Below are 14,354 nucleotides of genomic sequence, written 5' to 3'. Positions count from 1 at the left end.
AAACGGAGGTACTATGTTTAAACTATTTACTAGATGGCTAAATTATCCTAATTTCTTTCGATATAGTTTTTTTATCGTTTTGATTTTAAGTATAATTATAAACATCTTTATGATTGAAAATGATGATAATTTTTATATTCTTTATATCTTTTGTGCAATTTTTTTAGAGATAGGATTCTATAACAGGTCGACTTGGTTTATAGCCTTACTTACTACTCTAGTGGTAATATGTAGATCTTTTCTAATACCAGACCCTTCCTATAATATTATTTCATTTCTTATATATTTGTTGACCTATCTTTTGATAGCATTTATCTCTGTTGGATTAATGAAAAATGTTCAAAAAGTCAGAGAAGATAATTTTGAATTAACAAAAGCCCTTGTCAACGCTTTGGATTCGAGAGATCCCTATACATTGCATCATTCTAAAAATGTAGCAAAGCTTGCACTTACAATGGCAGAAAAGTTGAAGTTGTCTAAAGACTTGTGCAATGTCATTCGAATTGGCGGGCTGCTGCACGATATTGGGAAGATTGGAATTCCTAAGCATATATTGACCAAGCCTGGGAAATTAACAGATGATACAACGCCTTTACGAGTATTACAAAATCGATTGAAGTAGTTTCCAAAAATATCCAATATGTTTCCTCCGCTGTCGAGCAATTAACGGCTCAAAGCGAGATTATTGTCGATACGATTGGCAATGTTCAGGCCATCGCCGAAGGAGAATTGTCTTCTACCCAAGAAAGTGCTGCCGCTACTGAAGAACAGGTAGCCAGCATGGAAGAAGTCACCTCGTCCGCCCAAGGCCTCACTCGCTTGGCCGATGACATGAAAGCCTTTATTGGGAGATTTAAAATTTAGGCTCAATTTTTTATAGAAAATTGAAAGACAAATACTTAAGCCAGTCCGCGGACTGGCTTTTTAGCTAGGTGTATTTTCCAGAAAATGTCTAAATGCTCATAACTACTTGGAAATGGTCCATAATTATCAAAAAACGGCTCATAACTGTTCCCAAATGGTTCTTAAACCAACGAAAATGGTTCATAATTTTTCATAGGCCTCTATTTTTGGATGCTTTTAAACATGAAAACAGCACGCCCGGTCGGCGTGCTGTTTTCGTTATGTAATTCTATTCTTCTTTTTTGGCTCCTAAGGCAAAAGTGATTTCGGCTTCACAAGCGATCTCGCCGTCCACTGTGGCTGTGGCTTTGCCTTTGCCGATTGAGCCGCGGACGCGCGTCATTTCAACTTCAAGACGCAGCTGGTCACCTGGTCTGACTTGCCGTTTGAAGCGGCAGCTGTCGATTCCCGCGAAAAACGCCAAGCGGCCGCGGTTTTCTTCTTTGATCAGTACAGCAACGGCGCCGACCTGCGCGAGCGCTTCAACAATTAAAACTCCAGGCATGACGGGGTATTCAGGAAAATGTCCATTGAAGAACTCCTCATTGGCGGAGACATTCTTCAGGCCAACTGCTCGTTTGCCTTCCTCTACTTCTAGGATTCGATCAACTAGCAAAAATGGATAGCGGTGGGGAATAATTTCTTTTATTTGAGCGATATCAAGCATTCGGTTAGTACCTCCTACTACTATTAGGTTCTTATTTTTTATTATACACTAAGAAAAGCGCAAGCGCCCAAATTAAGGAACGTCGACTAAAACCCGCCACGTCCACATCCTGTGCGTCGAGGCTAGACAATTCTCAAAGTGAAAATTTTTACATTCTTATCTTTAAGGAAAAGCGGGACCTGTTATTTTTTCTCAACAAGATCGTAAATATGGGACCAGGTTGATCCCTTGAACACGTCGACCGCCTTCCCGCCGCCGATCCCGCTATAACCAACCAGCGCCCCTGCTGTCACACAAATAATGATCAGGGCGATGAAGATGACAAAACGAAGCCACATCGGAATCAGGCCGGTACGGGTAGGTGTCTCCACATGTTCCGCTGCCTGCTTCTGTTCCGCTAGCTTGAGTTTTTTATACTCTTCGCGTGTTAAGGCTTGTTTTTCCGTCATTCATCCTACCCCTTTTAACGAATCCCATTAATCAGGCCCATCATTTGGTCCGCCATCGTCACGGCCCGGGATTGAAATTGATACGAACGCTGTACGTTCAGCATATCGGTCATTTCCTTCGACATATCTACATTTGATTGCTCGAGCATACGCTGGCCAATTGAAATCTGTTCCCTTGGAAGCTCAGTCAACATGCCATTTGCCGCCGTTACGTTATTTGGAAGTCCGATCAAGCTTCCACCTTTTTGCTCAAACAATTGCGGCTTATTGATTTGAACGACACCCAGGTTAAAGGACTGCATCGTTCCATTTGTCATCGCTACATTCATTGTCCCATTTTGGGTGATATCAATTTTCCCTACATCGCCGGCAATAATAATTGGGTTATTATTTTCATCCAAAATTGGATAGCCTTCGCTCGTGACAAGCATCGTCTCGTTATTGGCAACAGGCGATAGTTCGAGCGCACCGTTCCGGGTATATTGGACTGAGCTTGTGTTATCCTTTTGGACCAGCACCTTGTAGTACTGGCCCTCTTTTTGAAAAGCTGTGTCAAGGTCCCTGTCGGTTGGCTTGAAGCTCCCCTGGCTACTGTTCATTTCCACCTGATTCAGCTTAGCCCCTGTGCCTTGGCGGATTCCGTTCGGCGTCAGCCGCCCTGCTTCTTTCCCGGCATCCGGCTGATTAGCAAACTGCTGAACAAGCAAGTCCGTGAAGCTGGCTTGTTTGCTTTTGTATCCAGTTGTATCAAGATTGGCGAGATTATTACTTATTATGTCCAACTGCTTCTGTAATTGACTCAAAGTATTGGTTGCCGTAATCATTGAGGTATTCATTTTTAAACCTCCCTTGAAAAAATTATCCGCCTGCTATGGGAAAAATAATTCCGCCTGCTAACCGGAGAATTCCGCCAGTATTGTAGATTATTCCGCGCGTTTTGTTTGTTTTTCCGTGGATTTCACCATTTATTCCGCGTATGTCACATTTTGTTCACTTTTTCTAAAAAATCAACCGATCTTTCCGACCTCATTCGCTACTTTTTCCATACTGCGGTCATAGGCTTGCAAAATCTTTTGGTTTGCTTCAAAAGAGCGGTAGGCCGTCAGCATATCCGTCATTGATTTGCTCAGATCAACATTCGATTGTTCAAGGAAGCCCTGCTGGAGCTTGAACTGTTGGTTGGCGGCGCTGGCGAGTGACGTGCCACTTTCCGTTCGATACAGTCCGTTGCCTTCTTTAATCAGACTCCCTGGCTGGGCAGCAAAAGCAATTCCCAGTTGAGCTTGTTCACCATTTTGGCCAGTAATCAGGCCGGTATCACTCACCGTGAATTGGTCGCTTGAAAGCTGAATCGGCTTGCCATTGGTATCAAGTATGTATTGGCCGTTGCCTGTCGTTAAATAGCCCTGTGCATCTAATGTAAAATTACCGTTTCGCGTGTAGCGGGGCTGTCCGCTCGGGTCCTGGACCGTGAAAAAGACCGAACCCCTCAATCCGTTTGCATTGATATCGACCAAGGCCATATCAGTTTTATTATCTGTTTCCTTCATATCACCTTGAATAAATCTCGGAATCGCTTCCTGCATATAGACGCCCGTACTCAGCGAGCCAACCTTTGGACCCCCTGGCGTCTGTCCGTTCATCAGCTCCAACAGCATATCAGGAAACGCCCTTAAGGTTGATTGATCTTCTTTAAATCCAGGTGTATTGGCATTTGCCATATTATTTGTTAACATATCCGTCCTGCGCTGCTGGGCAAGCATCCCCGAAGCAGCCGTATAAAAACCCTTAAACATCCATTCCACCTCTTTTGGACCCCATCGTCCACACTTACCTTTATTATAGAAAACTTTCACAAAATACACACCAACTATTTGCAGAAAAAAGTCGCATCCTGTGAAAATTAATCGAAAAACATGGGGGCATGGGGGGCATGGGGACGGTTCTTGTGACTCCATTTTTATTCAAAAGAAACCTCCCCGTGAAAGAAGCCGCTACCCCGCTCAGTTATCCGTCTTTTTTGGATTTTGTCTGTATGATTTTCCAGATAACCGTATGATTTCTTCGTTTATTCGTATATTCTGGTTCGTTATCCGTATTTGGAGCTCGAACCTTCTAAAACGCAAAAAAGTCTAATGAATATTAGACTTTTTGATTGTTTATATGATTCTTCTTTTTGGAAGACGATCGATGTTGTCGAGCATAACGCCTGTACCAATTGCTACGCAGCTCATTGGATTTTCTGCTACGAGTACGGGAACCTTTAGTTCTTCGGCTAGCAGCGTGTCAATTCCATGTAACAATGCTCCGCCGCCTGTGAGAATGACACCGCGATCAATGATATCTGCGGATAATTCTGGCGGTGTGCGCTCAAGAACGGTCTTGGCTGCCTGAACAATTACGGCAACGTGTTCCCTTAGTGCTTGCTCCACTTCTTCGGAGCGAACAGAAATCGTTCTTGGAAGGCCACTGACCATATCACGGCCGCGAATTTCCATTTCCTCGGAGCGGGATCCTGGGAAGACGGTTCCGATCCCAATTTTTATATTTTCAGCTGTACGCTCTCCGATGAGAAGCTTGTATTCACGTTTAATGTAATTTAAGATTTCTGCATCGAATTTGTCGCCAGCCATTTTTATGGAGGAAGATGTAACGATGTCGCCCATTGATAGCACAGCTACATCCGTCGTTCCTCCTCCGATGTCAACTACCATGTTTCCGCTTGGCTGGAATATGTCCATTCCGGCGCCAATTGCGGCTACCTTTGGTTCTTCTTCTAAATAAATCTTTTTCCCGCCGCTTTTTTCAGCAGCTTCGCGAATTGCTTTTTGCTCGACACTTGTGATGTTCGTTGGGCAGCAAATCAAGATGCGCGGCTTTGATAAAAAGCCTTTTACATTTAATTTATTAATAAAATGCTTTAACATTGCTTCTGTTACGTCAAAATCTGCGATGACACCGTCTTTAAGTGGACGGATTGCTACAATGTTTCCTGGTGTACGTCCAACCATTTTGCGTGCTTCCTCGCCAACGGCAAGAACACGGTTTGTATTTTTATCGATTGCTACGACAGAGGGCTCATTTAAAACAATCCCCCGGCCTTTAACGTGAATCAACACATTAGCCGTTCCTAAATCAATACCAATATCCCTTGCAAACATTCTCTTTTCTTTCCTCCTTGATAAGGAATCCACATACTGTCCTAATTGTATATTGTAGCACAATAAATATTCATTTCATACAAAAAGTTTGTAAATTTGTGTAGAGTCATGTCATGTTCAAGGAAAAAAGGAATGTTGGATATCTACATTTATTGCTTTACAGCTTCCCCTTCTCTTTCTTCTTTCTGGTATTTCATTTTTGTGGCCTCTCCGCCCCGAAGGTGTCGGATCGATTTATGATAATCTAAAATTTCTTTTACCTCATTTGCTAGGTCCGGGTTAATTTCAGGAAGTCTTTCTGTCAAATCTTTATGGACTGTACTTTTGGATACGCCAAACTCCTTCGCAATCACGCGAACCGTTTTCCTCGTCTCCACGATATACTTTCCAATCTTGATAGTTCTCTCTTTGATGTAATCGTGCACACCACTCGCCCTCCCCAAATTGGATGTGAGAAGTGTGAAATGAGACCCGCTTATCACTTCGATGAAATACTACTACCCGCATGCAGAAACATACGGCAGAAAGCTATGCCTGCTGCTTTCTGTGCGTTCAATGAATAATCATGTCCCCAACTGAAATCCCGTTGTCAAAAACGACTCCTCACCTCAAACACTCTCTTTATAAAGGTTTTTTATAGTTTATTAGCTTGGATACGGGAATATGCACGAAAGATAAAGTTTTTTGAAAATTTAGTAATTAATTCTGTATAATTTCATTATTCGACATCCTCAAATAATGCATAAGGAATGCATAGGGGAATGCATAGGGACGGTTCTCATGATAACCTTTTAACTCCCCATGAGTTGAAGCCAGGTCGCAGCCTGGCTCAGGTATTTTATCCCTTATTTTTTTCGACCACCCGCTTGGTTATGAACCATTTTTAGAGTTTATGAACCATTCTGCCTTACTTATGACCCATTTCCGAGAGTTATGAACCATTTTGATGCAGTTATGAGCATCTTTCCATTTACTGTAAATTTCCAAACTGAAAGCAGGCCCTAACCCTAAAAAAGTGACTCAAGAGAAACGTCCCTTTAGTCACTTTTTCATTACTTATTGACTTGGTTGTGCAATGTGGTTCTGACTGCACCTGGTCCTTTGATGAGTTGTTTGTAGAATTCTTCTACTTTTTCTCCTAAACCAATTTCGTATAAATCAACACCAAAGATTTTGTGGTTTGAGAGAATTGGTTTTAGGGAGTCGCCGACTGAATCTGGATTTCCAAATTCGATCTTTTTGATATATTGCTGCACTTCTTCTAAAAGTGGATCTGGACTAATCGTCATTTCTTTACCAGCATCATTGATGCCCATCAAATAACGGCACCAAGCAGCGATCGTTAATGGGATAAGCGTTAAATCTTTGACATGTAGTTCGTCTCTTTGGACATACGATTTGATTGTTTCCCCAAAGCGAATCGCCAGCTTCTGTGAAGTATCTGTCGCAATCCGTTGTGGTGTATCTGGGTTATTCGGATTTGGAAAACGTACCTCAATGACCTCTTTAATAAACTGCATTGGGTCAATGATGCCAGGGTTGGTAACTGTCTTCATGCCTTCATCATAGCCAATTTTTTCAACCAGTGTTTTTAAATCTTCATCCTTCATTTCATCAGCAATCGATGTGTATTCAAGCAAACAACCAAAGATCGCTAATGCAGTATGAAGTGGATTTAAGCAGGTACATACTTTCATTCTTTCTACCTTGTCAACAGTTTCTCTTTCCGTAAAGTAGACACCGACTTTTTCTAACGGTGGTCTTCCATTTGGAAAAAGGTCCTCAATGACAAGATATTGGCTTTCCTCCGTATTCACAAATGGTGCAATTGCCGGGCCATTTGGTCTCGTTCGAATCAGTTCAGCACTTTCGTAGCCAAGTGCTTGTAACTTTTCTGCAACGATTGGAGAGGACTGCGGTGTAATTTTATCAATCATACTCCACGGAAAGGTAATTTTCGTTTGATCATTGAGATAATCAATAAAGCCTTGATCGACAACACCGTTTTCCAGCCACATATTTGCTACTGTGAAAACAGCAGCTTTCAACTTGTCGCCATTATGAGAGAAATTATCAGTACTTACCAGCGCTAAAGCAGCCTTTCCATTTTGATATCTTTCAAATAAAAGGGATGTCAGCAAAATCATCGCATGGTTTGGATGCTCAAGTCCCTTCTGGATTTCATCTTTAAAGGCGGGACGGATTTCTCCATTCATGTCTCGTAAGTCATAGCCTTTTTCTGTGATTGAAAAAGTAACAAATTGGAGAGATGGGTTTTTAAAGATCTCTTTTAACCGTTGCCATGATTCCGGCCCGCTATATGTAGAAAGACTTTCCGCAACACTGGCCACAGCTTCCATATCCAATGAGCCATCGGCTTTCATCACGACATCCAAACTTAAGTTATTGTATGGATGATAAACTTTTTCAATCAAGGCATCACTGAAGGTAGAAACAACAATAACCCCTTTATCGGTTTCCTTCTTTTCAATTAAATGCTGCTGTAAAACAGAATGGAAGGCTCTAAATAAATTACCTGGACCGAAGTGTAGCCAAATCGGCTCTTTTTTCGTTGCTTCCCACACTTTTTCAAAATCATATTCTGGTGTTTTAATCCCAATCTGAGCAAATTTGTCTTTTTGCGTTTTTAACTCTTCAATTCCTAACTTAACCAATTGTACCCCTCCTTATTTTCAAACCTCATTCATAAATGATCATTGACAGTAAGATATAAATGAACATTTTTATAATAAGAGCATTCCCTTTTGCAAAAATGAATATGTAGACTCATGGGGACGGTTCTTATGCCCCTTTTTAAGCAAAAGAACCGTCCCCATGTTTCCTACTCTTTTAATAAAGCATTTGTATGCCAAGCACCTAGTAAATACATGATTCCTAAGGCACGGTCGTATAAGCCGTAGCCTGGACGGCATACTTCATCCCAAATATGTCTGCCATGATCCGGGCGAATATAGCCGTCGAATCCATTCTCATATAATGCATTGACAATTCCTGTAATCGGTAAAGAACCATCTTCAACATTATGGGATGTTTCAATAAAGCTGCCATCTCCAAAGTGTTTTACATTCCGGATATGGGCGAACGGAATTCGATCTGTAAAAGTCCTCGCAATATCAATTAAATCATTGTTTATATTGCCACCTAACGAACCAGAGCAAAAAGTTAACCCATTGGAGGGACTGTCGACAGCATCTAAAAGACGCCCAATATCCTCTTTATTTTTGACGATCCGTGGTAAACCAAAGATGGAGAATGGCGGGTCATCTGGATGGATCGCCATTTTAATGCCGCACTCTTCCGCAACCGGGCAAATTTCTTTCAAAAAATAAGTTAGATTCGCTAATAAATCAGCTTCTGAAATATTTTTATACTGAGCAAATAAAGATTTCAAATCCTTTAATCTTTCAGGTTCCCAACCTGGGAGTGTGAAATCCTTGGCGTTCTCTTCCATATTCTTTACAACCTCTTCTGGTGTAAGGGAAAGAACCTTTTTGGCATCGAAAAATAAGGCAGTACTGCCATCCTCTGCTTCTTTAAATAAATCGGTACGGAACCAATCAAATACAGGCATAAAGTTATAACATACACACTTAACGCCGAATTTGCTTAAGTTTTTCAATGTTTCTTTATACGCTTCGATATATTTATCTCTCGTAGGTAATCCAAGCTTAATATCTTCATGAATATTAACGCTCTCAACTACCTCTGTATTTAAACCATACTCACTGGCCTGATTTACTACTTCCTCGATCCGGCCGGCAAGCCAAACCTCTCCAACAGGCACATCATGCAGTGCCCATACCACTCCTTTAACTCCCGGTATCTGGCGAATTTGTTTTAAAGTAATGGAGTCATTGCCTTCTCCATACCATCTAAATGTCATTTGCAATCTTAGTTCCTCCTTCATGTTGAGGGTGTTGTGGTGTGTTGGGGCGACGGTTCTTTTGAATCATTGTCCACGTACGTTCTTTCCCGCGGCAAACTTCAGAGATGTTTGTCCCAGGTCCAAGTTTTATTTTTAAAATTTCCCCTCTGATCTGTTCGTATACAAACGATACAAAGGGACGGTTCTTTTGAATACTTTTAGATCAAAAGAACCGTCCCCATGTTTTCACCCTTGTTTTCAGTTAGTTAGCTTTAGCTTGTGGGAATTCAGCTTTTGTTTTGCCGCCCCATAGTTTTTCATATTTATAACCGGTAAGTGTTTCGACAACTTGTTTTGTTTTTGGATCCACATTTTCTTTGCTTCCGTTGTTTTTCAAACGGTTGATTTCATCAACAAGAATACCATGTGTTTGTTTGTTCAATTTAAATGTGAAGGCTGCAATCAATGCTACCAGCAGTAATCCGATAACCCCAATAAGCATGATCCCAACAATCGTGTGAACAGCGCTTACTGACTGTGTTGGTGCTTTTTGAACAAAACCTCCAGCTTGCAGGACTGCCCCAACTAAGAAGGTTGCAAGTGCCACGGAAGATTTTCTAAAGAATGTCATAACGGATGCAAAGATTCCTTCGCGTCTTTTTCCGGTAATCATTTCGTCTACGTCTGGAATGAATGGGAACACATTCCAAGGAACAAATTCCAGCATACTTCTGCCGATTTGATAGACGAATGAGATAATTCCTAAAGTAAGGAGTAAGTTACTTGGATGGTATAAATAAACTGCTCCATATCCTAATAAACAAAGGATCATCGTTGAATAAGAAATTTTGAATAAGTTAGCTGGTCCAATTTTTATCATTAAGAATCCATAAACGATTGCCCCTGGAAGTCCAATGATACTAAATGAAAGTAAGTTGGCCGCAAGTGATGATGTGCTATTCAATGCATATACACAGTAGAATACAAACACTGCGTTAAAAGCATCTTTTGCTGTCATTGAGCAAATATAGATAAGTAAATGCTTACGGAAACTTTTTACTTTGAAAGTGGAACCAAAATCAACTAATGTTTGCGTAATGCCTTTTAAATTGTCAGCAAAGCTTTTGTGCTCTTTCTTGGCATCGATGTATTTCTGCATATCCTCAGGTGAAACTTCTCTTTCCCATGTTGAGCGGAAAGAAATAAAGATACAAATCGCAAACAGTACTGCGAAGAATGCGCCATTGATTAGGAAAGACATAGGACTGTCCTGTCCTAAAATACCGAATAATTGACCTGGAATAAACGTTGCTAAAAATGTACCTGTACCTGAAATGAACATTCTAGCTGTTGATAATTTTGTTCTTTTATTAAAGTCTTTTGTCATTTCTGAAGGAAGCGTTTCCCACGGGATCAATACCATTGCCGCGATAATTTCAAACGCTAAGTATGTAAGCAGATAGTATAGATAATGCATTCCTGTTACCCACAGTAAAACGTAAACAAGCATTAAAGGTGAGCCAATCAGTAAGAAAAATCTGCGTCGGCCAAATTTTCTTCCCAATTTAAATTTAAAGAAGTTATCTGATAAGCTGCCCATAAATAAACTGACGACTGCATCCACAATCCGGGCAATCGCGATGATTGATGCGGCCTCAACAGGAGTTAAACCTGCAAACTTTGTAAAAAAGAATAATAGCCATGCACCAATAATTGTGAAGGCTCCTCCGCCCATCATATCTGTTAATCCGAAACCGATACTTGTTGGAAGGGTAATTGTTTTATTTTTCCTGGCCATTCATAATGCCCCCTCTATAAATAAATAATATAACTATAAGTAAAACGCTTACTTTATTTTACAAAAAATAAATGTTCACTTTTTCACATGACATTAGAATTTGATAGATAAACATACCGTTTTGCATGTAACTTTTATTAGCGATATTTTCTCATTAGAGTTTGACTTACCTCTGACACTATTTTTCCAAACTTTGCACAAGGTATGAGTTTTCGTTTTGATTAACACAATTTACATTTACTGGGCCAATTCAATCATTAACCAGTACTGATATGTTACCTCCTCTGCAGGAAATATTGGTATATTAGTATTCTAGTATGCTAGTCGCTTGCTACATTGTCATTATAATACCGCTTACTTAACTTTGCAACCGCTTTTTTGATAGTTTCAAAATGTCCACAAAATCGCCCATTTATTGTTAATGAATGGGTTTCAAGAGAATGAAGTTCACGAAAGTTCACGGGGACGGTTCTTTTGAGTTCATTTTGACTCAAAAGAACCGTCCCCATGAGCCACTCGTATTTACTTTTCGCATTTATACCATAATTCAAGGTCGTTTTCTTTATAGACCCATCCTCGACGAATCGATGTTTCTTCATAAGTTCCATTGACAGCACGGTTTAAAAGTTTCTCGGTGATTCGAATAAAATCTTGAATCATTGTTTTATCTCGTAATGGTTGTCCATGTCCAACGGCTAGATGGTCAAATTCTTCGCTCCTGCTCCACATTTTTTTTAAACCGTCCAGAAACCTTTCTAAGCATTCTTCATTATAATCATCCGGCAAACGATCATTTGCGTGACTATCATGGAATAGATTTTTATGAACATTTACCTCTTCCTCGACGTTGGAGCGCCCAAATAGTAAAACAGAATCTCCCACGATATCGCCACTAAATAAAATTCGCTGTTTTATATCTAAAAATGCAACACTACCACTTGAGTGCCCCGGAGTACTGATCACTTCCAACGAACGATTCCCCAGTTCAAAAATATCGCCTTCTTTTAATGGCTTGAATGCAAATTTGGCAGTCGCTTCAGGTACATCATCCAGTAATTCTTGGATTTTATCTCTATCCTTTTCTGGTAAACGTAATGGACCTCTTGAACCCACATAATTTCTTCGATACTGCGGAAATTCATCATAAAAAATTCTTGCGATATCTTCATCGAGCGGATTCATATAAGGCACCGCGTCAAAAGCGTACACCCCGCCACAATGATCCGGATGCCCGTGAGTCAACAATACCTTAATCGGTTTATCTGTTAATTTTCGAACATCCCCCAGCATATCGCCCATTCCGATTCCTGTATCGATTAAAGCAGCAAATTGCTCTCCTTCAAGGACATAGTAATTATCTAAATAATAGTCGGTAATCATCCACGTTTGGTCTGCCACCTTTATTATTGGCTTTTCCATCGTATTCGCCCCTCTTGATGCGTATTTCATGTTTTCACGGTTCACGGGGACGGTTCTTTTGAGTCAAAATGAACTCAAAAGAACCGTCCCCATGTTTCATTTCATTCCTTCAACGATGCCCTTTACTAGCTTAACTGGTATTTGCGAGCCGCCTCTGTTCTGGACGTTTTCTACCATCATTGCAATCAGCAAATTTGGTGAGTTGACATTATACGCGACAAACCAGCCGTTTTCCGTTCCGGTTTCGCCCTGCTTTTGCTTGATTTCCGCTGTTCCGGTTTTCCCAGCCAGCGGATAATCTGCCATGTCAGCAGCGTGTGCTGTTCCGCTTGGATCGCCGACAACCTTCCGCAGGATGCCCGAGATGAGCGCCGCGTCCCCGCTTGATACCACCTGCTGCTTCCAAATCTGATTTTTTTGATCCGTCATCAACAAAACAGGTTTGATCATATTGCCGCCATTGACAAACGGCGTGTAGGCCGCCATCAAATGCACGATACTCATTTGTACCTGCCCCTGTCCGTAGCCAGAATCAGCTAGTGAAATATCACTATCCAGCTTTCCGAACGTCGAGGTCGACAGCGGGAACGGATAGTCAATCTTCTCTTCAAAGCCAAACTTTTTCAAGCCATCGCTGAATTGTGCCTGACCGATCTTTAACGCCGCCTGCGCGAAGTAAATATTATCCGAGAGGACTAGCCCGCTTTCAAGATTAACCGGACTGGATTCATGGACCCGTGTGACAAAATAATTCCCCCACGATTGATCCTTTTGCCATTTCAAGCCGCTAATCGCGATCCCCTGCGCCGGGTCTAGCGATTTCGCCGCCAACCCGATTGAGGCCGTGATCGGCTTCATCGTCGAGCCAGGAGCGTAGGCTTGCTTAAAGCGGGTCGACAGCGGCTGCTGCGGATTATCCTGGAGTGCCTTCCAAGCGTCTGCGGAAAAGCCCAACGCCGCCTGGTTGGGATCGAAGGACGGAGAACTGACTAGTGCAAGCGTTTCTCCTGTCACCGGGTTCATTTCTGCTGCGGTGCCTGCTTCCCCGTTCATGCCGGCAAATACTTTTTGCTGGGCATTCGCATCAATCGTGAGCGTAATGTCCTTGCCGTTCATAACTGCTTTTTCAGCCAGAACCGTCTCAGTCCCGTCGGCCTTTTTAATCGTAACCTTGACGCCTGGCTCACCCCGTAATTGCTCATCGTACACCTGCTCTAGGCCTCTTTTTCCAATCACATCATTGCTCGTGTAGCCCTTGGCCTTCCATTTCGCCAATTCGTCTGCCGTAATCCCGCCTACATAGCCGATCAGCTGTGCCGCAGCGTCCTTATACGGATAAACCCTGGCTGAGACCTTTTTCGTCTGTACCGGCGCTAGCGCAATTAACTGCGCAATCCGAGCCTGGTCGTCCAGTGCAACCTTCTTCAATGGAACAAAATAGTCAGGCTTCACCCAGCTCGCGCCGATCGCCTGGTTTATCTCGTCAGGTGTCATTTGCAGCAGGCTCGAAAGCTGCGTAACCACGTAATCCTTCTGCTCGCCCATTTTCCCCGGAATGACACCTACCTCATAAACCTGGCCATTCACAGCCATCCCGTTGCCATTGCGGTCGACAATCTGCCCCCGCTCCGGCGGCGATGTCGCAAAGCTAATCTTATCGCCTTTCTTCAGCTCAGGAAAAATATACGTCGTATTCCAATCCACATACCAATTTTTGTCCTCATTCACCATCTTGGCCTTCTTCGTAAATTGAATCGGCCCCGCTATGCTGTTCATTTTTGCCGAAAACGGCAGCGTCGCCGTTTCTTCCTTCGGCTTTTTAAAACTGAGCTTGAGGTCCGAAACCTCCAGATCACCATGAATTTTCTTATAGCGGCTGACAAACTCCTGCTTCGTGATCGACTTCTTCGCATCCTTCGACAAGTACTCATACATGCTGGAAAACTTTTGCTGCTTCCATAGCCCTATGTATTCCGAAAATCGATCCTGCGGCGTTGGTCCCCTGCTGCACCCAGCAATCACCACCGTTAAAACCACTGCTGTAAAAAGGAACCCAATCCATTTCTTCAAC

The 14,354-nt window shown here is 42.1% G+C and carries 12 protein-coding genes; 1 reads left to right on the top strand and 11 read right to left on the bottom strand.

The features are described 5' to 3' along the window. Nucleotides 1-301: 301 nt before the first annotated feature. Nucleotides 302-622, top strand: a complete 321-nt coding sequence (locus tag JN080_RS11800; RefSeq protein ID WP_256236208.1) for an HD-GYP domain-containing protein — start codon at nucleotides 302-304, stop codon at nucleotides 620-622. A gap of 510 nt (nucleotides 623-1,132) precedes the next feature. Here JN080_RS11800 and fabZ read toward each other — a convergent pair. From fabZ to JN080_RS11745, 11 genes are all read right to left on the bottom strand, one after another. After that, nucleotides 1,133-1,570 carry a 3-hydroxyacyl-ACP dehydratase FabZ gene (fabZ, locus tag JN080_RS11795; protein WP_256236207.1) on the bottom strand — a complete coding sequence of 146 codons (438 nt, stop codon included), beginning with the start codon at nucleotides 1,568-1,570 and terminating at the stop codon, nucleotides 1,133-1,135. Nucleotides 1,571-1,752: 182 nt separating this feature from the next. Further along, nucleotides 1,753-2,019 (bottom strand): DNA-directed RNA polymerase subunit beta, encoded by a 267-nt coding sequence (locus JN080_RS11790; RefSeq protein ID WP_256236206.1) that lies wholly within the window; start codon nucleotides 2,017-2,019, stop codon nucleotides 1,753-1,755. A 14-nt stretch (nucleotides 2,020-2,033) separates the two neighbouring features. Next, nucleotides 2,034-2,855: a flagellar hook-basal body protein gene (locus JN080_RS11785; protein WP_256236205.1), complete on the bottom strand. Its 822-nt coding sequence runs from the start codon at nucleotides 2,853-2,855 to the stop codon at nucleotides 2,034-2,036. A 171-nt stretch (nucleotides 2,856-3,026) separates the two neighbouring features. After that, complete coding sequence (locus JN080_RS11780) at nucleotides 3,027-3,815, bottom strand: flagellar hook-basal body protein (protein WP_256236204.1); 789 nt, start codon at nucleotides 3,813-3,815, stop codon at nucleotides 3,027-3,029. Nucleotides 3,816-4,178: 363 nt separating this feature from the next. Continuing rightward, nucleotides 4,179-5,180 (bottom strand): rod shape-determining protein, encoded by a 1,002-nt coding sequence (gene mreB / locus JN080_RS11775; RefSeq protein WP_256236203.1) that lies wholly within the window; start codon nucleotides 5,178-5,180, stop codon nucleotides 4,179-4,181. Nucleotides 5,181-5,329: 149 nt separating this feature from the next. Then, complete coding sequence (spoIIID, locus tag JN080_RS11770; protein ID WP_256236202.1) at nucleotides 5,330-5,605, bottom strand: sporulation transcriptional regulator SpoIIID; 276 nt, start codon at nucleotides 5,603-5,605, stop codon at nucleotides 5,330-5,332. A gap of 627 nt (nucleotides 5,606-6,232) precedes the next feature. Beyond that, on the bottom strand, nucleotides 6,233-7,855 hold the full coding sequence (locus JN080_RS11765) for a mannitol dehydrogenase family protein (protein ID WP_256236201.1): 1,623 nt from the start codon (nucleotides 7,853-7,855) through the stop codon (nucleotides 6,233-6,235). 167 nt (nucleotides 7,856-8,022) lie between these two features. Beyond that, nucleotides 8,023-9,090 (bottom strand): mannonate dehydratase, encoded by a 1,068-nt coding sequence (gene uxuA / locus JN080_RS11760; protein ID WP_256236200.1) that lies wholly within the window; start codon nucleotides 9,088-9,090, stop codon nucleotides 8,023-8,025. A 238-nt stretch (nucleotides 9,091-9,328) separates the two neighbouring features. After that, complete coding sequence (locus JN080_RS11755; protein WP_256236199.1) at nucleotides 9,329-10,864, bottom strand: MFS transporter; 1,536 nt, start codon at nucleotides 10,862-10,864, stop codon at nucleotides 9,329-9,331. 522 nt (nucleotides 10,865-11,386) lie between these two features. After that, nucleotides 11,387-12,283: an MBL fold metallo-hydrolase gene (locus JN080_RS11750; protein ID WP_256236198.1), complete on the bottom strand. Its 897-nt coding sequence runs from the start codon at nucleotides 12,281-12,283 to the stop codon at nucleotides 11,387-11,389. Between the two features lie 96 nt (nucleotides 12,284-12,379). Next, a complete protein-coding gene (locus tag JN080_RS11745; protein ID WP_256236197.1) occupies nucleotides 12,380-14,353 on the bottom strand; it encodes a penicillin-binding transpeptidase domain-containing protein in 1,974 nt (657 codons plus the stop codon). Nucleotide 14,354 lies beyond the last annotated feature (1 nt).

It is taken from the genome of Bacillus sp. EB600, assembly GCF_024494385.1.
GTDB lineage: Bacteria > Bacillota > Bacilli > Bacillales > Cytobacillaceae > JAEVLT01.
This window is presented reverse-complemented; position numbering and strand designations above follow the sequence as displayed.